This is a genomic window from Priestia sp. P1_B12_1 (genome assembly GCF_056406695.1).
Genome location: NZ_JBFTZR010000001.1, coordinates 609,055 through 631,452, shown reverse-complemented (window position 1 = coordinate 631,452; position 22,398 = coordinate 609,055). Strand labels below are relative to the sequence as shown.

21 protein-coding genes are annotated in these 22,398 nt (G+C 40.0%); 16 read left to right on the top strand and 5 right to left on the bottom strand.

Annotated elements, in window-relative coordinates:
• The first annotated feature begins 69 nt into the window (after positions 1-69).
• The 12 genes from mce (at position 70) to rnz (ending at position 14,240) form a co-directional block, all read left to right on the top strand.
• The gene (gene mce, locus AC1D0Y_RS03285; protein WP_477707336.1) at positions 70-495 is read left to right on the top strand and encodes a methylmalonyl-CoA epimerase; all 426 of its coding nucleotides are present in this window, start codon (positions 70-72) and stop codon (positions 493-495) included.
• Complete coding sequence (locus tag AC1D0Y_RS03280; protein WP_028410678.1) at positions 488-2,038, top strand: acyl-CoA carboxylase subunit beta; 1,551 nt, start codon at positions 488-490, stop codon at positions 2,036-2,038. Before mce ends, AC1D0Y_RS03280 begins: the two co-directional genes overlap by 8 nt.
• Before the next feature lie 25 nt (positions 2,039-2,063).
• Positions 2,064-3,182, top strand: coding sequence for a tripeptidase T (locus AC1D0Y_RS03275; RefSeq protein ID WP_013084962.1), 1,119 nt, complete (start codon positions 2,064-2,066; stop codon positions 3,180-3,182).
• A gap of 225 nt (positions 3,183-3,407) precedes the next feature.
• A complete protein-coding gene (locus AC1D0Y_RS03270) occupies positions 3,408-4,769 on the top strand; it encodes an NAD(P)-dependent oxidoreductase (protein ID WP_028410679.1) in 1,362 nt (453 codons plus the stop codon).
• Between the two features lie 21 nt (positions 4,770-4,790).
• Positions 4,791-6,071: an NAD-dependent dihydropyrimidine dehydrogenase subunit PreA gene (gene preA / locus AC1D0Y_RS03265; protein WP_013084960.1), complete on the top strand. Its 1,281-nt coding sequence runs from the start codon at positions 4,791-4,793 to the stop codon at positions 6,069-6,071.
• Positions 6,072-6,090: 19 nt separating this feature from the next.
• Positions 6,091-7,509 carry a dihydropyrimidinase gene (gene hydA, locus AC1D0Y_RS03260; RefSeq protein WP_028410681.1) on the top strand — a complete coding sequence of 473 codons (1,419 nt, stop codon included), beginning with the start codon at positions 6,091-6,093 and terminating at the stop codon, positions 7,507-7,509.
• Positions 7,510-7,542: 33 nt separating this feature from the next.
• A complete protein-coding gene (locus AC1D0Y_RS03255) occupies positions 7,543-7,755 on the top strand; it encodes a hypothetical protein (RefSeq protein WP_028410682.1) in 213 nt (70 codons plus the stop codon).
• Between the two features lie 395 nt (positions 7,756-8,150).
• On the top strand, positions 8,151-8,342 hold the full coding sequence (locus AC1D0Y_RS03250) for a hypothetical protein (protein ID WP_013059103.1): 192 nt from the start codon (positions 8,151-8,153) through the stop codon (positions 8,340-8,342).
• 139 nt (positions 8,343-8,481) lie between these two features.
• The gene (locus tag AC1D0Y_RS03245) at positions 8,482-10,113 is read left to right on the top strand and encodes a PucR family transcriptional regulator (protein ID WP_221840783.1); all 1,632 of its coding nucleotides are present in this window, start codon (positions 8,482-8,484) and stop codon (positions 10,111-10,113) included.
• 207 nt (positions 10,114-10,320) lie between these two features.
• Positions 10,321-11,790, top strand: a complete 1,470-nt coding sequence (locus AC1D0Y_RS03240) for a CoA-acylating methylmalonate-semialdehyde dehydrogenase (RefSeq protein WP_028410684.1) — start codon at positions 10,321-10,323, stop codon at positions 11,788-11,790.
• 93 nt (positions 11,791-11,883) lie between these two features.
• Positions 11,884-13,242, top strand: coding sequence for an aspartate aminotransferase family protein (locus tag AC1D0Y_RS03235; protein ID WP_098331869.1), 1,359 nt, complete (start codon positions 11,884-11,886; stop codon positions 13,240-13,242).
• 68 nt (positions 13,243-13,310) lie between these two features.
• A complete protein-coding gene (gene rnz, locus AC1D0Y_RS03230; RefSeq protein WP_060746996.1) occupies positions 13,311-14,240 on the top strand; it encodes a ribonuclease Z in 930 nt (309 codons plus the stop codon).
• A gap of 27 nt (positions 14,241-14,267) precedes the next feature.
• On the opposite strand, the gene namA is transcribed toward rnz, so the two are convergent.
• Entirely contained in the window at positions 14,268-15,284 is a 1,017-nt protein-coding gene (gene namA / locus AC1D0Y_RS03225) for an NADPH dehydrogenase NamA (protein ID WP_028410687.1), read from the bottom strand.
• Between the two features lie 136 nt (positions 15,285-15,420).
• Complete coding sequence (proI, locus tag AC1D0Y_RS03220) at positions 15,421-16,269, bottom strand: pyrroline-5-carboxylate reductase ProI (RefSeq protein WP_477707335.1); 849 nt, start codon at positions 16,267-16,269, stop codon at positions 15,421-15,423.
• 268 nt (positions 16,270-16,537) lie between these two features.
• On the opposite strand from proI, the gene AC1D0Y_RS03215 reads away from it, so the two are divergent.
• A complete protein-coding gene (locus tag AC1D0Y_RS03215) occupies positions 16,538-17,494 on the top strand; it encodes an MBL fold metallo-hydrolase (RefSeq protein ID WP_477707334.1) in 957 nt (318 codons plus the stop codon).
• A 23-nt stretch (positions 17,495-17,517) separates the two neighbouring features.
• Entirely contained in the window at positions 17,518-18,312 is a 795-nt protein-coding gene (locus AC1D0Y_RS03210; RefSeq protein ID WP_060746998.1) for an SDR family NAD(P)-dependent oxidoreductase, read from the top strand.
• A 73-nt stretch (positions 18,313-18,385) separates the two neighbouring features.
• On the opposite strand, the gene AC1D0Y_RS03205 is transcribed toward AC1D0Y_RS03210, so the two are convergent.
• Positions 18,386-18,601 carry a CDGSH iron-sulfur domain-containing protein gene (locus AC1D0Y_RS03205; RefSeq protein WP_028410691.1) on the bottom strand — a complete coding sequence of 72 codons (216 nt, stop codon included), beginning with the start codon at positions 18,599-18,601 and terminating at the stop codon, positions 18,386-18,388.
• Positions 18,602-18,731: 130 nt separating this feature from the next.
• Between AC1D0Y_RS03205 and AC1D0Y_RS03200 the strand changes: the two genes are divergently transcribed.
• Positions 18,732-19,070 (top strand): iron-sulfur cluster biosynthesis family protein, encoded by a 339-nt coding sequence (locus tag AC1D0Y_RS03200; protein ID WP_028410692.1) that lies wholly within the window; start codon positions 18,732-18,734, stop codon positions 19,068-19,070.
• Here the strand turns inward: AC1D0Y_RS03200 and AC1D0Y_RS03195 are convergent.
• Complete coding sequence (locus tag AC1D0Y_RS03195; RefSeq protein WP_028410693.1) at positions 19,067-19,978, bottom strand: alpha/beta hydrolase; 912 nt, start codon at positions 19,976-19,978, stop codon at positions 19,067-19,069. The two genes, AC1D0Y_RS03200 and AC1D0Y_RS03195, sit on opposite strands and share 4 nt — an antisense overlap.
• A gap of 68 nt (positions 19,979-20,046) precedes the next feature.
• A complete protein-coding gene (locus tag AC1D0Y_RS03190; RefSeq protein WP_028410694.1) occupies positions 20,047-20,943 on the bottom strand; it encodes a hydroxymethylglutaryl-CoA lyase in 897 nt (298 codons plus the stop codon).
• 177 nt (positions 20,944-21,120) lie between these two features.
• Here AC1D0Y_RS03190 and AC1D0Y_RS03185 point away from each other — a divergent pair, with 177 nt between their 5' ends.
• Positions 21,121-22,308, top strand: a complete 1,188-nt coding sequence (locus tag AC1D0Y_RS03185; protein ID WP_028410695.1) for an acetyl-CoA C-acetyltransferase — start codon at positions 21,121-21,123, stop codon at positions 22,306-22,308.
• The last annotated feature ends 90 nt before the right edge of the window (positions 22,309-22,398 follow it).

Genomic DNA, 22,398 nt, shown 5'->3' with positions numbered 1-22,398 from the left:
GCGAGCAGGAGATTTCTTTTGTTTTCAAGAATATGTGTAAATGAAAACGCTTTTTTAAGAGGTGAGAAAGTGATAAAAGGAATTGATCACATAGGAATAGCTGTAAAATCAATTGAAGGCAGCCTCCCGTTTTATGAAAAGGTATTAGGACTGTCTCTATTAAAAGTAGAAGAAGTAGAAGAACAAGGAGTAAAAGTTGCTTTTATTCAGTGCGGCAACGTAAAAATTGAATTATTAGAGCCGCTCTTTGAAGACAGTGCGGTCGGCACGTTTATCAAAAAGAGAGGTGAAGGTCTTCATCATGTTGCTTTAGGTGTGCGCACGATTGAAGAACGGATTAACGAGTTAAAGGAAAAGGGTGTACACATGATTGACGATGTTCCGCGAAAAGGCGCAGGGGAAGCATCCATTGCTTTTTTGCATCCAAAGTCAGCAAACGGTGTTCTTTATGAGCTCTGTGAAAAAACACTAGAGGAGGAGAAGAAACATGGTTGACATTTATGATAAGTTAAATGAATTGTACGATAAACGCCGAAAGATCGAGTTAGGCGGCGGAGACGAAAAGATTGAAAAACAGCACCATAAAGGAAAACTAACGGCACGCGAACGAATTGAAATTCTTTTGGATGAACATACATTTGTCGAATTAAATCCGTTTATTGAACATCGGTGTGCAGATTTCAGTATGAATAATCAAGTAGGACCAGGAGACGGGGTAGTAACAGGTTACGGCAAGGTAAACGGTCGCTCAGTCTACTTGTTTTCGCAAGATTTTACAGTATTCGGAGGCGCGCTAGGTGAAATGCATGCTAAAAAAATTGCGCACGTAATGGACTTAGCGGCTAAAACAGGCGTGCCGTTTATTGGCTTAAATGATTCAGGGGGAGCTCGTATTCAAGAGGGCGTCATGTCTCTTGATGGATACGGTCATATTTTTTATCGAAATGCCATTTATTCGGGTGTCATGCCTCAAATATCTGTTATTATGGGTCCCTGTGCAGGCGGAGCCGTGTACTCACCGGCGATTACTGACTTTGTTTTTATGGTAGAAGAAACAAGTCAAATGTTCATTACAGGACCAAAAGTAATTGAAACGGTAACGGGAGAAAGCATTTCCTCTGAAAATCTTGGAGGAGCAGCTGTTCATAACGAAATTAGCGGTAATGCCCATTTTAGAGGTGCAACAGAACAAGAGGTGCTAGAACAAGTACGAACGCTCTTAAGCTATCTTCCTCAGTCTAGCCAAGAGCAGCCTCCTTTAGCCTCAAAGGCAGAGTCTGATCATTATCGTCCGGATTTATTAGACGTTGTCCCGTTTGATGCCGTGCGCCCTTACGATGTGCGTCAAGTCATTCACCAAGTAGTGGACGAGCACTCATTTTTTGAAGTGCAAAAAGACTTTGCAAGAAATATTGTCATTGGTTTTGCCCGCATAGATGGAAAAGTTGTCGGACTTGTGTGTAACCAGCCTAAAGTAATGGCAGGCAGTTTAGATATTAACTCCTCAGATAAAGCAGCAAGGTTTATTCGATTTTGCGATTCATTTAATATCCCACTTATTACATTTGAAGATGTTACAGGTTTTTTCCCAGGTATCAAGCAGGAACATGGCGGAATTATACGTCATGGTGCTAAAATTTTATATGCATACTCCGAAGCTACCGTTCCGAAAATCACGGTGATTTTGCGAAAGGCGTACGGAGGTGCATACGTAGCTTTAAATAGTAAATCGATTGGAGCGGACCTTGTGTATTCGTGGCCGAATGCAGAAATCGCTGTTATGGGTCCTCAAGGTGCTGCGAATATTATCTTTGCAAACGACATTCGAGGTAGCGAAAACCCAGATAAAACAAGACACGAAAAAATTGAACAGTATCGCGAGAAATTTGCTAATCCTTACGTAGCGGCGAGCGCTGGAATGGTGGATGATGTTATTGATCCTAGGGAAACGCGAATAAAATTAATACAAGCGCTTGAAATGTTGCACAATAAAAAGGAAGAGCGTCCAGCAAAGAAACATGGTAACATACCATTGTAGGTTATTTTTGGAGGGATTACATATTATGATTAATGAACAACGAATCGTTGATTTATTTATTGAATTAGTACAAGTAGACTCAGAAACAAAGCATGAAGAAAAAATTGCTGTTGTACTAAAAGAAAAATTTACCGCATTAGGCGTCGAAGTAGTAGAAGATGATGCCAAAGAAAAAACGGGTCACGGAGCCAACAACTTAATCTGCACACTGCCAGCTACAAAAGAAGGCGTAGACACAATCTACTTTACGTCTCATATGGATACAGTCGTACCTGGAAACGGTATTAAACCATCTATTGAAGATGGCTATATTAAAAGTGACGGCACGACAATTCTTGGAGCGGATGATAAAGCAGGCTTAGCAGCAATGCTAGAAGCCATCACCGTATTAAAAGAAGAAAACATCGCGCACGGCAAAATTGAATTTATCATTACAGTAGGAGAAGAATCTGGCTTAGTGGGCGCTAAAGCTCTTGATTCTAGTCTCGTAACGGCAAAATTCGGCTATGCTTTAGATAGCGATGGCAAAGTGGGAGACATTATTGTTGCTGCGCCGACGCAGGCAAAAGTAAATGCAACAATTTATGGAAAAACAGCTCATGCAGGTGTAGCTCCTGAACGAGGCGTTTCTGCTATTACGATTGCTTCAAGAGCCATTTCTAAAATGCCCCTTGGACGTATTGATGAAGAGACTACAGCGAACATTGGACGTTTTGAAGGTGGAACGCAAACGAATATCGTATGCGACCGCGTCGATATTTTAGCAGAAGCTCGTTCATTAATTCCAGAAAAAATGGAAGCACAAGTAGCGAAAATGAAAGAAGCGTTTGAAACAGCTGCACAAGAAATGGGCGGACGTGCAGAAGTGGATATTAAAGTGATGTATCCAGGCTTTAAATTTGGCGATGGAGATCATGTTGTCGAAGTTGCTAAAAAAGCCGTGGCTAATATCGATCGTCCTTCACGCCTGCTTCAAAGCGGAGGCGGAAGCGATGCAAATGTAATCGCAGGCTTTGATATCCCAACAGTAAATCTAGCAGTTGGTTATGAAGACATTCATACAACAAATGAAAAAATTCCGGTAGAAGAACTGGTGAAGACATCTGAACTAGTAGTGTCGATTATTAAAGAAGTAGCAAAATAATAGTTGCAGCCTTGCTTTTATATAAAAGCAAGGCTTTTTACATAGTGAATAGTAAATAGTCTGAATTTTTTAACATAATGTATAATGAAGAAAAGACGGTCGTTTTGTACAATAAAGTTAGTAATACATTTTACCAAAGTAGAAGTTGAAAATAACGTATATAAAAAATATGTAAGCGCTTTCAATTCGAGTTTTATCAACAGATATCCTTGGGAGGTTGATGCAATGCGATCACAGGAAAGTTTGCAGTCCATCATTCAAAACTTTAATGAAGTAGAAAAAGGGTTGTCAAATAGAGAAGCAGTCGAAGAATCTAATCGATGTTTGTACTGTTATGATGCACCCTGTATTCAGGCATGCCCTACAGGAATTGACATCCCGACGTTTATTAAAAAAATTGCATCGGGCAATTTAAAGGGGTCTGCCGAAACGATTATGTCTTCTAATCCCGTAGGAGCAAGCTGTTCGAGAGTTTGTCCAACCGATGAACTATGTGAAGGAGCGTGTGTGCTTAACCACTCAACCAAACCAATTATGATTGGAGATTTGCAGCGCTACGCAACGGATTGGGCTATTCAAAATGAACAGGTGCTGTTTGAGAAAGGAAGAGCAAACGGTAAAAAGGTAGCAATTGTTGGTGGAGGTCCGGCTGGTCTCTCTGCAGCAAGAGAACTGGCCCGATTTGGGTATGACGTAACCATTTTTGAAGCGGAAAAACAAGCAGGAGGGTTAAATACATATGGAATCGTGTCGTTTCGTCTTCCTCAAGCGATTTCATTCTGGGAAGTTGAACAAGTAAAAAGCTTAGATGTAAAAATTAAAACAAACGTAAGAATTGGAGAAGATATTCTTCCAAGCGAATTGCTGCAGTCGTATGACGCGGTTGTATTAGCTATTGGTATGAGCAAGGTGCCTTCTCTACATGTTGAAGGTGAAGAGCTAGACGGTGTGTATGATGCGATTGATTTTGTGAAAAAAACGAAGTCGGAAGCATTATCAACAGAATTTGTGGGTAAGCGTGTTGCCGTCATTGGTGCGGGAAATACTGCGATTGATGGTGCTACGTGTTCCGTGCGCTTGGGGGCTGAAAATGTTCAAATTTTATACCGTCGTACACGAGAAGAAATGACGGCTTATGATTTTGAATTTGAATTTGCGAAACAAGATGGTGTTGAATTCCGCTGGTTAACGGCTCCTATACGAATTATTGGAGATGAAAATGGTAAGGTGAGCGGGATTGAATGTGTAAAAATGACTCTAACAGATCCAGATGCAGACGGCCGAAGAAAGCCTGTTCCTGTTGAGGGTTCAACGTTTACCATTCCAGTCGATGCTGTTGTTAAAGCAATTGGTCAAGAACGGTACCTGTCTTTGATTCAACAATTTCAGGTGCATCATGAAGACGGAGTTGTCTTAATTAATCAAGAGACGTTTCAAACATCCAATCCAAAAGTATTTGCTTGCGGAGACGTTATTTTTGGTAAAGGGCAAGGAGAAGCAATGGTTGTGACCGCTGCTCAGCAAGGAAAACAAACGGCGTTAAATATTCATATGCAGTTAACAAAAGAAACAATGGAAACAGCTTAAAATCAGGAGGAGGAGAAATCTATGGCAGATTTAACAACAAATTTAGCAGGTATTCAATCACCAAATCCGTTTTGGCTGGCATCCGCACCGCCAACCAATTCAGGTTATCAAGTGCAGCGTGCATTTGAAGCAGGATGGGGAGGCGCAGTTTGGAAAACGCTTGGTGATCCGATTTTAAATGTTTCCTCTCGATTTGCTGCCGTTGGCTTCAACGGTCAGCGCGTAGCCGGCTTTAATAATATTGAGTTAATCACCGATCGTCCGCTTGAAGTTAATTTGAAGGAAATCTATGAAACGAAAAAGAAGTTTCCTAACCACGCAATTATTGCCTCTCTTATGGTAGAGCCTCAGCAAGAAAAATGGCATGAAATTGTCAAAAAAGTAGAAGACGTAGGAGTGGATGGATTAGAGCTGAACTTTGGCTGTCCTCATGGAATGGCAGAACGAGGAATGGGTGCTGCCTCTGGGCAAGTCCCTGATTTAGTTGAAAAACAAACGTATTGGGCTAAAGAAGTTGCCCAAACGCCGGTTATTGTTAAATTAACCCCAAATATCACAGATATCACCGTTACAGCAGAAGCAGCGGTTCGAGGCGGTGCTGACGCTGTGAGCATGATTAACACTATTAATAGTTTAGCAGGAGTAGACATTCATTCATGGAATACGATTCCACACGTAGCAGGAAAAGGCGCTCACGGAGGTTATTGCGGCCCGGCTGTTAAGCCGATTGCATTAAACATGGTTGCTGAATGTGCAAGAAGTCCGTTTATTAACGTTCCAATATCAGGTATGGGAGGCGTTTCGAACTGGCAGGAAGCCGTCGAATTTATGCTCATGGGTGCTACAGGTGTGCAAGTATGTACAGCGGCTATGCATCACGGGTTCCGCATTGTAGAGGATATGATTCAAGGTCTCAATTATTATTTGGATGAAAGAGGAATCGAAAAAGTAAGTGATATTGTAGGGAAAGCCGTTTCAAAATATTCCGACTGGGGCAACTTAGATCTCAATTATAAAGTAGTGGCCCGCATCGATCCGGATACGTGTATTAACTGCAACAAGTGTCATATTTCTTGTGAAGATACTTCTCACCAATGTATTGATATGCTGAAAGATCCTTCAGGGAAATCTTATTTAAAAGTACGAGAAGAAGATTGTGTAGGATGTAATTTATGTTCGATTGTATGTCCGGTGGACGGGGCTATATCCATGGTTGAATTACCAAATGAACAGCCTCCAATGACGTGGAATGAACGCCAAGCTGCTTTACAAGCGACGGCTGCACAGCGATTAGACGTATAAAGACAAAGGGGATGAAGAAATGAAGAAAATCGTTAAAAATGGTGTGGTAGTCACAGCAACAGATACGTATAAAGCCGATATTTTAATTGAAAATGGAGTTATTTCGGCAATTGGCTCGGCATTTGAAGAGCAAGGCTGTGAAGTGATTGATGCAAAAGGCAATTATGTTTTTCCAGGAGGGATCGATCCTCATACTCATTTAGATATGCCGTTTGGAGGCACCGTTACAAAAGATGATTTTGAAACAGGTACAAGAGCAGCAGCTTTTGGAGGTACGACAACTGTTATTGATTTTTGCTTAACCAATAAAGGCGAACCGCTGCAAAAAGCGATCGGCACATGGCATGGAAAATCAAAAGGGAAAGCGGCTATCGATTATAGCTTTCATCTAATGATTGGCGAAATCACGGAAGATGTATTAAATGAGCTTCCTACAATTATTGAAAAAGAAGGAATTACTTCTTTTAAAGTATTCATGGCCTATAAAAATGTTTTTCAAGCAGACGATGCTACCCTTTATCAAACGCTAGTGCAAGCTAAAAAACTAGGGGCGCTTGTGATGGTACATGCTGAAAATGGAGATGTGATTGAGTATTTAACGGCAAAAGCACTAGAACAAGGACAAACTGATCCTATCTATCATGCACTGACTCGCCCTCCAGAAATAGAAGGAGAAGCTACGGGAAGAGCCGCGGTGCTAACGGAACTGGCTGACTCACAGCTCTATGTTGTTCACGTGTCGTGCGCTGAAGCGGTTAAAAAGATTGCTGAAGCAAGGGAAAAAGGCGTAAATATCTGGGGTGAAACGTGTCCGCAGTATTTGACGCTTGACCAAACCTATTTAGAGAAACCGAATTTTGAAGGAGCAAAATACGTATGGTCACCGCCTTTACGTGAAAAATGGAACCAAGATGTTTTGTGGAATGCTTTGCGTAATGGCGACTTGCAAACGATTGGATCTGATCAGTGTTCATTTGATTTTAACGGTCAAAAAGATCTGGGGAAAGGAGATTTTACGAAAATTCCAAACGGAGGACCTATTATCGAGGATCGCATGAGTATTTTATTTTCAGAAGGAGTAGTGAAGAAACGAATTAATATCAATCAGTTTGTTGATATAACATCAACAAAAATTGCTAAGCTGTTCGGACTGTACCCGAAAAAAGGAACAATAGCGGTTGGCGCAGACGCGGATCTGCTTATATTTGATCCATCTGTTGAACGTACGATTTCAGCAAACACGCATCATATGGCAGTCGATTATAGCGCATTTGAGGGAATGAAAGTCACAGGTGAGCCGGTTTCAGTACTTTGCCGCGGGGAATTTGTCGTAAAAGATAAGCAGTTTGTCGGTCAAAAAGGCTACGGACAATTTACAAAACGAGCAAAGTTTAATGAGTTAAACACGGCTAACGAAGCTGAAAAATTAATGTTATAAAAACAGATGTAAAAATAGATCGGAGGCAGGGAAATGTCAAGTTACCATGAATATATGGCAGAGCGAGAAAAGATTGATTTTTTGCTGCAAAAAGGATTCAAAATAACGGCCGTAACAGAGAATCTAAGCGGGGCGTTTGTGACGTTTGAACGCAACGAAAATAACCAAACCGAACAAGAAACGCTTCATATATTGACGGCGGATGCTAGAAAATATTTTTCATCCGTACTGATTCAACAAGTATAAAAATGGAGGCTAGGACAAAATTATTTTAGCTGAAGGAAGATCCGAACGATGAATCGTTCGGATTTTTTTATTGGTAGAGTGAACGTAGATTCCATATATATAAGCGCTTTCAAATGTTGATTGGAGTAATTTAATTATGTTTCAATCTCTTTATTTGTTTACTAATACCTATAAGTTTTTTACTATATTGGCTGACAAAAGTGATCCGTTTGTGTGTTTTTTTCGTTTTGGATGTGAAACAAAATAACTAGATATTATCCATTCACTGTATTACAGTTGTTACATTTCGTTTACATCGAAAGAGAAAAGGTTTAGTTATCTAGTAAATTGTAGTAAATATTAGAGTAGAACGTTTTCAAACTAAATCTATTAAATACGAAAAGGGTGTGACACCGATGGATCAAGCTACGCAGTGTATGACACAAGAAGAAACAAAAATTATTGATAAATTAAAAATGGAAATGTTAAATGCAGTGTCACTACAAGATTTGCGTTTTTACAAAAAAGAAATTCACCGAATTAAAGAACAAGCGGTTAAACGCCACGGTTTTTTTAATAAATTACAGCAAACAGCTCAGAAGCTTTAACGATCCATTATCGTTACAGCTTTTTTCATTTCTTTCATTAAATATTTTATTTCTTCTAAATATTTAATATAATGTAAGAAGATATAGCTTTTGTTCTACACATATGCGAAATACGCGTTAATGATCCAGGAGACATGATGTGAAATTCGCTAGGGGCGGTGTTGACTTGAAATCATATTTAACAGTAACAGAGATTTTAACAAGGAAACATTTTGTAAACTGTGAAGTAATAGCTGGAGAGAAAGGGCTTACTAATTCTGTTAAGTGGGTGCACGTGATGGAAGTGACGCGCATTAATGAGCTGCTAAAAGGAAACGAGCTCATTTTATCGACAGGGGTAGGCTGGGGAGAAGATCCTCAATCTTGTTTATCATTTCTTCAGCAATTAATTTCTTGTAAGGCATCAGGACTGTGTATTGAACTTGGCACTTATACTTCTAAGATTCCGCAAGTTGTCATTGATAAAGCGAACGAATGTGATTTTCCGATTATTTTATTTCACGAGGAAGTTCCGTTCGTTGAAATTACGCAAGATGTTCACTCGCTTTTAATTAATCAGCACTATCAAATGATTTCCGATTTAGAACAGTATTCTCATAGGCTAAATCAGCTGCTGTTAACAGTTAATGATCCGGCCCTCATCTTACAGTGTTTATATGAATCTACGGGGCTTCTTGTCGGCCTTAAAGTTTCAAATGAATTACTTACCTTTGCTCCGGAGATGGACTTGCTCAAACAGCAGCTTCTACTTCATTATATAAGCAGGGAAAATGAAAGTCCGCATTTTACTGAGCAGCCTATTCATTTATTAGGACAAGATTATGCTCAGCTGTATGTTGCTTCTATAAATGAAGCGTTAACAGAACTTGAAGTGCTCACTGTTGACCGAACGGCGACTGCACTTGCTCAGCATTTTTTGAAGGACCTGTATGTCGAAGAGAAAAAAAGAGTAGATGAAACCGAATGGATGACAAAATGGATGAACGGAGAGTTAACTCTTGAACAAATAAAAGACTCTATGCACGAAGTGTGTTCAGATTCGCCTATTCGCGGAGGTGTCGTTGTTTGCTGTAAGTGGCAAAGGCGGGAGAAGTTTGATCGAACGTATTTTAAGCTGATCTTGCGAAGCATTTTTGAACAAGAAGGCTTTCACTTATTAGTCTCCGAGCGAAATCGCGAAGTATTATTTATTCTTTTGAACAAACGAATGGTTAGCACATGGAGAGAGAGATTAGAAAACAGCCTTCATCGCTGGATGAATCAATATGAATCGGATGAAAATTCAAAGAGGAACGCCATTAGCTTTATCGGAATTGGCCAATACTGTGAACAGCTTGACTGCATGCATAAAAGCTATGAAACGGCTAAAGAAACAATTTCGATTCAAGAAATGCTGCAAAAACAAACCATTATTCATTTTTATGATGATTTGCATATGTACCGGATTATTTCGCTTTTACATCAGCATGAAGACTTACAGGAAGTGGTGTTTGAATATCTGCAGCCCGTTATTACATATGATGAAACGTATAATGCAAAACTCATGGAAACATTAAAAATTTATTTAGCATGCAACGGATCTAAACAAGAGACGGCTAAGCGTTTATACATTGTCCGGCAAACGCTGTATCACCGTATCGAAAAACTAGAAAAGCTGCTGGGTGAAGACTTTATGGAGCCGGAAAAACGACTGGCAATTGAGTTTATGATTATGGCATATGAATATTTGTTTATGATGAAAAAGTCGCGCGCGGAATTTATAAACGGATAAGTAAGCAGCTGGAAACAGCTGTTTTTTTATGTTGAGGCTGATTTTACTATATGTTCATTTTAGTTCATGCTTTCTCCTAGTTCACTGCGCAAAATGTGAAACGAGAATCTAGAGTTGTTTCACATTTTGTCTAATGCAACCACCATTTATTTATTCAATAATAAAGGTAGATTTGTCATTTCTTATTTTTTGAGGAGGCCAAGCGATATGTCAGTTGTGAATAATGATACGCAAGTTTTAAAAAATTACGTGGGCGGAAAATGGGTTGATACGGCAGGGGGAAAATTTGGAGAGGTAATTAACCCATCGACGGGCGAAGTCATTGCAAAAGTACCGCTTTCTACAAAAGAAGACGTAGCCAATGCGGTGGAAACAGCTCAAAAAACATTTGAAACATGGCGTAACGTTCCTGCTCCAAAACGAGCAAGATTAATGTTTGCGTTTCAGCATTTACTAGTTAAGCATCATGAAGAGTTGGCTAAATTAGTTGTACAAGAAAACGGCAAGGCTTTCAAAGAAGCTTACGGTGAAGTACAGCGCGGTATTGAATGCGTGGAGTTTGCCGCGGGTGCTCCTACTTTATTAATGGGGGAATCATTAAATAACATAGCGGAAGAAATTGATTCTGAGATGTTCCGTTTTCCACTGGGTGTCGTTGGCGGCATCACACCTTTTAACTTTCCGATGATGGTACCGCTTTGGATGTTCCCTCTTGCCATTGTATGTGGAAATGCGTTTGTATTAAAACCGTCTGAGCGAACGCCGCTTTTAGCAACGCGACTTGCTGAACTTTTTACAGAAGCAGGAGCACCGGATGGATTATTAAATATTGTGCACGGGGCACACGATGTTGTGAACGGATTAATAGAGCATGAAAAAGTTAAAGCGATTTCATTCGTCGGATCGCAGCCGGTAGCAAAATATGTTTATGAACAAGCTGCTGCTCAAGGGAAACGAGTTCAGGCTTTATCTGGAGCTAAAAATCACCATGTTGTGATGCCAGACTGCGATATGGATAAAGCGGTATCACATATTATCAGCTCGGCTTATGGAAGTGCCGGCCAGCGTTGCATGGCGTGCAGCGCCGTGGTCGTCGTGGGTGAAAAAGGCGATGAATTCGTCGCAAAATTAAAGCAAAAAGCAGATGAATTAATTATGGGAAGCGGATTTGATGATGAAGTGCTTCTAACGCCTGTGATTCGAAAAGAGCACCGTGATAAGGTGCTGGATTATATTGAACTTGGCATGAAAGAAGGAGCGGAACTCATTCGTGACGGACGTAAAGAAATGGATGAACATACAGAAGGCAATTTCTTAGGAGCAACAATTTTTGACCGCGTAACTCCTGATATGACCATTGCTAAAGAAGAGATTTTTGCACCTGTACTCAGCTTGCTTCGCGCTGACACATTAGATGAAGCACTTCGCTATATGGAAAAATCCCGTTTTGGAAATGGAGCAACGATTTATACAAAAGATGCAAAAGCCGTGCGTCAATTTAGAGAAGAAGCAGATGCGGGTATGCTCGGTATTAACGTAGGAGTACCTGCTACAATGGCCTTCTTCCCATTCTCCGGTTGGAAAGACTCTTTTTACGGAGATTTGCATGTCAACGGCAAAGACGGTTTGAACTTCTTTACACGTAAAAAGATGGTTACATCACGCTTTGACTTTTAACATATAGATGAATATAGCAAGTGGCTTCGGCATTTTGTCGAAGTCTTTTCATACAGAAAAAAATACCGCGCTAGCGATTTGGGAGTGGATAAGATGGTACAGGTCAGTCAAAATGAAAAAGATCTGCGTGTAAAAGATGAGCAGTATGTATGGCATGGAATGAAACCATACAGTCCGGATGCAACAATGGTTGCTACAAAAGCAAAAGGTGCTTGGATTACAGATGAACAAGGAAATCGCTATTTAGATGCAATGGCAGGGCTTTGGTGTGTAAATACCGGGTATGGACGGGATGAGTTAGCGCTCGCAGCCTATGAGCAGCTAAAAGAACTGGCTTATTTTCCACTCACTCAATCTCACGTACCTGCTATCAAACTGGCAGAGAAGCTAAATGAAATGCTAGGTGATGACTATGTTATCTTCTTTTCAAATAGCGGATCTGAAGCAAATGAAACGGCTTTTAAAATTGTGCGTCAGTATCATCAGCAAAAAGGAGAGCATTCTCGCTACAAATTTATTTCGCGTTACCGAGGGTATCACGGAAATTCAATGGGCGCACTAGCAGCAACGGGTCAAGCTCAGCGTAAATATAAATATGAACCGCTTGCCCCTGGCTTTATTCACGTTGCCCCGCCTGATTCGTACCGAGGGCAAGATGACTACGATGCACCGAAAGAAAATCTTCAATCTGTAAAAGATATTGACAACGTTATGACGTGGGAGCTAAGTGAAACGATTGCCGCTGTTATTATGGAGCCAATTATTACAGGAGGAGGAATTCTTTTACCGCCTCAAAATTATATGAAAGGCGTAAAAGAAACGTGTGAAAAACACGGTGCACTTTTAATTGCAGATGAGGTTATTTGCGGCTTTGGACGTACAGGAGAAGCCTTTGGTTTTATGAATTACGATGTAAAACCAGATATCATTACCATGGCAAAAGGAATTACAAGCGCATATCTTCCGCTCTCTGCAACTGCTGTTAAAAAAGAAATTTATGAAGCGTTCAAAGATAGCGATCAGTACGAGTATTTTCGCCATGTTAATACATTTGGAGGAAGCCCGGCTGCGTGTGCACTGGCATTAAAGAATTTAGAAATTATGGAAAGAGAAAATCTTTTTGACCGTTCTAAACGGCTCGGAGCTTACGTATTAAGTGAGCTAAAGCCGCTTATCGATAGCCACCCATACGTTGGAGACGTAAGGGGTAAAGGGCTTTTAATTGGAATTGAACTTGTAGCTGATAAACAAACGAAGGAACCGTTAGACGTTAATCTTGTAAATGAAGTGATTGCTAAATGCAAAAGCAAAGGAGTGATTATTGGGAAAAATGGAGCAACGGTGGCCGGCTATAATAATGTTCTCACGCTCTCACCGCCGCTTAACATTGAGGAAAGTGATATTGAGCTGTTATTAGCTACTATTACGTATGCGCTTGACAGCATCAAATAGGTAAGTTTGCAAAAAGCCTGTATAATATACTTACAGGCTTTTTGTGCGTGTGAAGGAGGAAGTAGAAAATGGAATTGTTATTTTTAGGGACGGGTGCAGGAGTACCGGCGAAACAGCGGAATGTTTCATCTCTTGCGCTCGAACTTTTGCAAGAAAGAGGGGCGGTGTGGCTTTTTGATTGTGGAGAAGCAACACAGCATCAAATTTTACATACAACCGTTAAACCGAGGCGAATTGAGAAAATTTTTATTACGCACCTTCACGGTGATCATATTTACGGATTGCCTGGACTCCTTGGAAGCCGTTCGTTTCAAGGCGGAGAATCGCAGCTTACTGTATACGGGCCAAAAGGAATTAAAGAATTTATTGAAGTCACGCTGGCTGTAAGTCAAACTCATCTGCAATATCCTCTAGAGGTTGTTGAAATAGAAGAGGACAGTGAAAGTGGAACGATTTTTGAAGATGAAACTTTTTCAGTGGAGTTTGGCAAGCTTGAACATGGCATTTTATCTTATGGATATCGAGTTGTCGAAAAAGATTTGCCAGGATCACTGGACGTTCAGCGTTTAAAAGAGATGAATATTCCCCCAGGGCCTCATTATCAGCAGTTAAAAGAAGGGAAAGAAGTAGTATTAAAAGATGGGCGTATAATCAATGGTCAAGAATTTGTAGGAGAGGCTAAAAAAGGGAAGGTCATCACGGTTTTAGGAGATACAAGAAAGTGTATGCAAAGTGTTCAGCTTGCTATGGATGCGAATGTATTAGTCCATGAAGCTACTTTTTCAGCGGGAGACGAGGAGCTTGCTTACAACTATTTTCATTCTACTGCAAAAGAAGCTGCTGAAATTGCTAAAACAGCATCTGCCGAGCGTCTTATTTTATCTCATATTAGTTCGCGTTACCAAGGAGACGCAGTCAGCCAGCTAGCAGAAGGAGCAAAAGAAATTTTTCCGAATACCGACATAGCAGAAGACTTGAAGCGGTTTACGATTTCATAAAAAAGACGAGGATATCCTCGTCTTTTTTTACCATCCGCGTTCGTACTGAACGGGTGCTGAAATTGTTTCATTTAGCTCTTTTGCCGCCGTGCGCGGGAAGTACGGATCGCGCAGAAGTTCGCGCGCAACAAAAATTAAATCAGCGCGTTCGCTTTGTAAAATCTCTTCTGCTTGTCGTCCAGTTGTAATTAGCCCAACAGCGCCTGTATCAATATTAGCTTGCTGCTTGATTTTATCTGCAAACGGCACTTGATAGCCAGGGTATACGTTGATTGGAGCGTGTACTAGAGCACCGGAACTAACGTCAATTAAGTCGACGCCTTGTTCTTTCATCCATTTTGCAAATACAACGTGATCATCGACTGTTAATCCGCCTTCTGTATAGTCAGAAGCAGAAACACGGACAAATAAAGGGCCGTCCCACTCTGTTTTCACAGCTTCAATAATTTCCTTTAAGAAACGATAGCGGTTTTCAGCGCTGCCGCCATATTCGTCGCTGCGCTTATTGCTTAGCGGCGATAGAAATTGATGTACTAAATAACCGTGTGCCGCATGAAGCTCGATAATATCAAATCCAGCTTCTTTTGAACGTCGAGCGCTTTCTTTAAAGGCAGAAATCGTTTCATGAATTTGTTCTGTGGTCATTTCCACAGGTTTTTTACTTTTATCATCAAAAGCAATAGCGGAAGGAGCATAAATATCGCCTTCAACAGTTGCTTTACGTCCTGCGTGTGCAAGTTGAATAGCAGTTTTTGCACCGTTTTCTTTTAGCTGTGTCACAAGTTTCGTTAATCCATCTTTTTGTTCATCATTCCAAATTCCCAAGTCTTGAGCTGAAATACGACCTTGTGGCACGACAGCTGAGGCTTCAACCATAATGAGACCTACTTGTCCAACCGCACGAGTTGTGTAGTGAACCATATGAAAGTCAGTTATTACGCCGTCTTCCTTTTCGCATGAATACATGCACATTGGTGACATTACAATTCGGTTTTTTAATGTTACATCTTTCACTGTATAAGGTGAAAATAGTTTTGTTGTCATTTGGTTTAACCTCCAATTATTTCGATACTCTAAACAAAAGTTATTATATCACCGCATTGAATTTTCTTTCACATAATCTGCTTATCCATTTTTAATCATAAAAAAACCTCTTTCTTTTTTAGAAAGAGGTGAACCTTTACGAACGTTTACTCGAGATTTTTTCGTCAATCGTATCTCCTAAATATTTGGAGCGAATTGTAGCTTGTTCAATACACTGTATCATGGCTTCTTGGAAGTTATGAGAAATAAGCTGTTCGATTCCTGCTTCTGTTGTGCCACCCGGACTCATCACTTCTTTTCGAAGTACGGTTGGCGTTTTAGGTGACTGTTTCAGCATTTCTGCAGCACCGATAAGAGTTTGAAGAATTAGTTCATTTGACACTGACGTATCCAAGCCTTGTTTTTCAGCTGCTTTTTCCATTGCTTCTACTAGATAGTAGACATACGCTGGGCCGCTTCCAGATAGTCCTGTTACAGCGTGAAGCTGCTCTTCCTCTACAGTTGTAACCGTACCAATCGTTTCAAATAAAGCAGTAGTAACGTTCATATGCTCTGCTGTAGCAAACTTGCCGGGTGCAATGGCTGTAGCCGATAATCCAATAGAGGCCGATGTATTTGGCATAGCTCTTACAACCGCTACTTCTTGGTCAAACAAGTTTACAATTGTGGCAGTCGATACACCTGCTAAAACAGAGAGAACGAGGTGGTGGGGACGAATATAAGACTTAATCGTATCGATGCTTTCCGCTACGTCTTTTGGTTTAATAGCAAGCACGACGATATCGCTTTTTTCGATTAACAAGGCATGATTACGCGTAATGTTAATTTCATAGGCGTTTCGAAGTTCGTGAAGTCTTTTATCGTTGCTATGATTTGTTACGGTGATTTGATTGGGGCGAAGCTTTTTATCTGACAGCAGCCCTGAGATCATGGCTTCAGCCATTGATCCAGCTCCAATAAAGGCGATGTTTAGATCCGTTTTCATTAAAAGTTCCTCCAGTCATTTGCTATCCAATGAAAACAGATACTGAGATTTCAGTATCTGTTAAAGGCTTGTGTTTGTGTATCTCTTCTTTATAAAATGCATAGTTATCTAAAGATATGAATAAAACTTCACTATATTTCTGTCATTATGCAATGAAAAAGAGAGGGATGTCAATGTAATTTTCAGAAAACGAATGCAATTGTATAAATAACAGGGAAAATCGTGTAAACTTAAAAGAAAATGCGATGGTAAAGGAGCAAAAATACAGATGAATGAGCAATTATATAAAATTGTGCTGCCTACTCCTTTTGCGGTAGGAGATGTGAATGTTTTTGTTATAAAAGGTCAGACCGTTACGCTAATCGATGCTGGTATTAAAACGGAGGCAGCGTGGTCTGTATTTAAAGAAAAGCTTAATGAAATAGGATTAAAACCAGATGATATTAAGCAAGTTGTCCTAACTCATCACCATCCTGATCACGTAGGAATGCTTGATTTTTTTGATGAAGATATTGCTATAGTCGGTCATGCAAAAAATCAGCCTTGGATCTCCCGAAATCCAGATTTTTTTGAGTGGTACGATGCGTTTTTTGAAGACCACTTTATGAAAGCCGGCGTAGATGAAAGGTTTCGCCCTTATTTAAAACGTTTAAAAGCATCAATGAAGTATTCATGTCATCGTTCTCTTACAACTTCTGTGCAGGAAGGAGATTACATTCCGGGCCTAGAGAGTTGGAAAGTACTTGAAGTACCAGGTCATGCTCAAAGCCATATTGCATTATACAATGAAAGAACAGCGGTTATGATTGGAGGAGATTTATTGTTAAAGCATATTTCATCTAATCCGCTTATTGAACCTCCTATGAAACCAAGCGGCGAGCGACCTAAAACGCTTCTTCAATATAATCATTCATTAAGACGTCTGCTTAATTTAGAGATAAACTGTATCTATACAGGTCATGGAGATGAAGTGTTACGTGTTCGCGAACTTGTACAAGAGCGGTTACAAAAGCAGAGCGACCGAGCGGATAAAGTGCTTAGCATGATAAAAGAACGTCCTCAAACAGCGTTTGATATTTGCAAACAGCTATTTCCTACTATTTATGAAAAAGAACTAGGGCTAACTCTTTCTGAAACAATTGGTCAGCTCGATTTTTTAGAAGACGCAAATAAAATCAGTACACATGAAAAAGAAAGTACGCTTATTTATTCTGTGTGCTCTTAACTTATAAAAAAGGTGTGTTATATTTGAAATCCTCGTTAAAGAACCAACATGTCGTGATTACAGGCGCTTCAGGAGGTCTTGGAGAACATTTAGCTTACGAAGTGGCTAAAAGAGGGGGCGTCCCCGTTTTACTTGCACGTACAGAAGAAAAGCTGCACCGAGTAGCTGAGCAAATTAGTCAACAGTATGGGATTACCTCTTACATATACAAAGCTGACGTAGCGAACGTAGAGGAAGTCAAAAGAGTGGTTCAGAAAATGATGAGTGAAATTAAGCGTGTTGATGTCCTGATTAATAATGCAGGCTTTGGTGTATTTGAAGAAGTGAAAGAAGCATCGATTAAGACCATTGCCTCAATGTTTCAAGTCAATGTTATTGGATTAATTGCATGTACACAAGAAATTTTAGCTTATATGCTAAAAGAAAACAAAGGACATATTATTAACATTGCTTCTCAAGCAGGCAAACTTGCGACGCCTAAATCCAGTGGCTATTCAGCTTCTAAACATGCCGTGCTAGGGTTTACCAACAGCCTGCGAATGGAATTAGCGAAAACAGATATCTATGTAACGGCAGTGAATCCAGGTCCTATTCAAACCAACTTCTTTTCAATAGCAGATCAATCAGGAAACTATGAAAAAAGCGTAGAAAAGTTTATGTTAACCCCTCAATACGTAGCTGAAAAAACGGTCAATATTATTGGAAAACCAAAACGAGAAGTCAACTTGCCTAAGTGGATGAATATAGGCTCGAAGATGTATCAGCTTGCCCCGGGGATCGTAGAAAAATTGGCAGGGGATGCGTTTAATAGAAAATAACCTGTGCTTTAACCACAGGTTATCAAAGTTTTTTGTTAATGGTTTCGTTCAGTAAGGCTGTAATTCTATAAATCTACTGCTCGTCCAAAACTTTTGCAGCGCGCACACAAGAGTCGAATTTTCCTTTATGATTTCCGTCGCAAAAGGGCATCTTTTGCGACTGGCCACATCGGCATAGTGAAAATGTCGGCTTTGTTTCAAATTTGTTGCCGTCTGCATCAATTAATTCAACGTCTCCAGTGACACGGAAAGAACCGTTATCCATTACTTTAATTTGTACTTTTGACATAAAAAAACCTCCTTTTTGTACACATCTATATGAATCGCCAGAGTTTAATGAAAGCGAGATGTGTATTATACTCATTATATAAGCAATTTTCGTTTGTTTATACAATTAGTTTAAAAGGAGTTAAAGGAAAATGAATATTACCTTTACTGATAAAGCGATAGCAAAAGTACAAGAAAAGTACGGGAAAGATTCTTCACTATATTTAAAATTAAAATACGATACGGATGGATGCGGCTGTGTTGTGAGCGGCGTAACGACGCTATGGATTGTTGATGAAAAAGAGAGCGATGATGTAACCATTGAGACGAATTTTGTTCCTGTTCTTGTCGAAAAAACAAAGCAAGTATTTTTAGATGATAATATGACGATTGACTACAATGAAAGTGCATATGCGTTTATGCTAAAATGTCCTTCTCAAATTTTAAATCCGCGCATGTCATTTATCGATAAAACAAAAGAAGCGCTTTAAAGCGCTTCTTTTTGTATTTTTTCTAAAAATGATTCAATAACTTGTTCATATTCCTCTGGATTATCAGCATACGAGCGGGCATGAGTGCCTACAGGTGCTAAATACATCCGTTTTTCTCCCATTTTTTTGGCATGCAGCTGCTCCGTCATTTTAGGAAGAATATAGTCATCTTCTCTGCTGTGAATAAACAGAACAGGATGTTTGATTTGATTTACGACTGAAATAGGTGATACGTCTTTAAATGAGTAGCCTTCTCGCCATTTTAAAATAATATTAGCTGCTGGCATCACAAGCTGTTTTGGTAAGTGGAAATCTTGTTTTAAGCGATAGGCAAGAAGTTCTTCCAAGTCAGAAAAAGGGCAGTCGACAATATAAAAATCAGCTCCGTCTTCCATTCCAGCATACAAAAGAGTGGTCGCAGCTCCCATAGATTCCCCGTGAATCCCGAGGGAAATAGTTGAACCGAATTGTTCTTTTACCCAATGAACAACGGATTGAAGGTCTAGTTTTTCATAATAGCCGTAGCTCGTTGTTTTCCCTTCAGACTTGCCGTGGCGGCGGTGATCATAAAGAACGACGTTCCATCCAAGCTTTAGAAAAAGCCGAGCATATTTCATAGAGTTGAGTGAATGAACTGTAACTCCGTGCGAAAGAATCATAAATCGGTTGTTTTCGTGTTGTTTAATAACGGTCCCAGCTATGTTATAGCCTAGAGAAGAAGGAAGCACAAATGCTTCTTTAGGAAGAGTGCTATAGACTTTCTCATCATAAAAGCCATCTTCCGTATCGCGGTCAATAATAACTTTGTCGGTCTTTTTACGGATGTACATCATTTGATTTGTAAAAAAGATGCCAAGAGCGGCAAATGCTCCGAAAATACTTCCTATTAATAATAGCCATTTTTTCATGATTAGCGGCTCCTTTTGTTAATATAGCTATTATTTATTATAGCATCGCTCTCATAAAAACCTAATTTTTAACGCTGTGCAAACAAAGAGTATTGCTTGCTTTCAATCGGTCTTGAAATGTGAGGAGCGATAAAAGCGACCGCTTCGAGCAGCTTTTCTTCATTAATAGAAGTGGAAATACCCATTTCATGAAGCATAAAGACGAGATCTTCTGTAGCTACGTTTCCCGTTGCTCCCTTAGCGAATGGGCATCCACCTAACCCCCCAGCCGATGAATCGAACCTGTTAATACCGGCTTGCAAAGCTGCATAGATATTTGCAATGGCTAATCCTCTCGTATCGTGAAAGTGCGCAGCCAGTAGCGTGTGGGGAAAGTTTTGTTTCAATTTCGAGAAAAGTGAAAATACATCTTTAGGGTTTGCCATGCCAATTGTATCAGCAACGCTTAGCTCATTAACTCCAGCCTCCACAAAGCTTTCGCAAAGGGCCAGCACGTCGCGTTCATGTATTTTTCCTTCATACGGGCAATAAAAGGCGGTGGAAATGCAAGTTCGAATAAAACATTCTTGCTGCTTGAGCTGCTGAATGAGAGGAAGCAGCGTTTGTACAGCTTCTTTGGTGTTTTTGTTAATATTTTTTTGATTAAAGGTATTGCTTACGCCAATAAACAGCGCAACGGAGCGGCAATTAGCTTGCAGTGCTTTTTCCAAGCCTTTTTGGTTTGGCACAAGTACAATGTTTCGGCACGTATCAGACTGAAATGTATTTGCAACAGTAGAAGCATCTTTCATTTGAGGAACCCATTTTGGAGAAACAAAGGATGTAATTTCGATTTCGGATAGTCCAGCTTCTTTTAATTTTTTGATAAAATTAATTTTTTTTTCAGTTGGAACAAAATTTTTTTCATTTTGAAGTCCATCTCGTGGACCAACTTCTATAATTGTTACTTTTTCAGGAAATCCCATAAACCGCTCTCCTCCTACATTGTAAACGCTTACTAATATTTATTTTAATTCTAAAAAATTAAAATTCAATAAAAATTATAAATTTTTACAAAAAAAGAGGAATTTCGCAAGCGATGTCGAAATTAATACAGGTGACAGTTAATCACAGTAATCAAACAGTAAGGAGAGGTTTTCGACATGGGTCAAACAGAAGTAGTCATTGTAAGCGCTGTACGTACAGCAATCGGCAGCTTTGGGGGAAGCTTACAAAATGTATCCGCAACAACTTTAGGTGGTACTGTAATTAAAGAAGCTTTAAACAAAGTAGGGGTATCAGCAAACGAAGTAGATGAAGTTATCATGGGAAATGTCCTACAAGCAGGTTTAGGACAAAATCCAGCACGACAAGCAACTTTAGCAGCAGGTTTACCTGAAACTGTTTCAGCATTAACCATCAATAAAGTATGCGGATCAGGACTAAAAGCAGTACATCTCGCTACACAAGCGATTCTTGCTGGGGATGCTGATGTGATTGTTGCTGGTGGAATGGAAAACATGAGCCAAGCACCATACTTATTAAAAAATGCACGCAACGGGTTTAAAATGGGCGACCAAAAAGTAGTTGACAGCATGATTCAAGATGGATTATGGTGTGCATTTAACGACTACCATATGGGCGTTACAGCTGAAAATCTGTGTGATAAATATGAAATTACTCGTGACGAACAAGATGCGTTTGCAGCTTCAAGTCAGCAAAAAGCAGAAGCAGCTATTCAATCTGGTCGTTTCAAAGATGAAATCGTACCAGTAGAAGTGCCTGGAAGAAAAGGTCAAGTAACTGTTTTTGAACAAGATGAGTTCCCACGTGCAGGCACAACGGCTGAAAGCTTAGGGAAACTACGTCCAGCCTTCAAAAAAGACGGTTCTGTAACAGCTGGTAATGCATCTGGTATCAATGACGGTGCAGCGGCAGTAGTGGTAATGAGCCGTAAAAAAGCAGACGAGTTAGGCCTAACACCATTAGTGTCAATTAAAGGTAATGCAACTGCGGGAGTAGACCCAAGCATTATGGGAATCGGTCCTGTAAGCGCAGTGAAAAAGGCGCTTGAAAAAGCTGCTGTTTCATTAGAAGATGTTCAATTAGTAGAAGCAAACGAAGCATTCGCTGCACAGTCAATCGCTGTGGATCGTGAACTTCAATTTAATCATGATATTTTAAATGTAAACGGTGGAGCAATTGCGCTTGGACATCCTATTGGTGCAAGTGGTGCACGTGTCCTAGTTTCACTTATTCATGAAATGCAAAAACGCGACGCAAAACTTGGGTTAGCAACGTTATGTATTGGCGGAGGCCAAGGCGTTGCAACAATCGTTGAACGTCCTTAATTTGATATAGTTTTAACAAACATTAAAGCTATATCACAACGCCACAGATTCCAAACATACAGCTTTGGAACTCGTGGCGTTTTTGTTTTT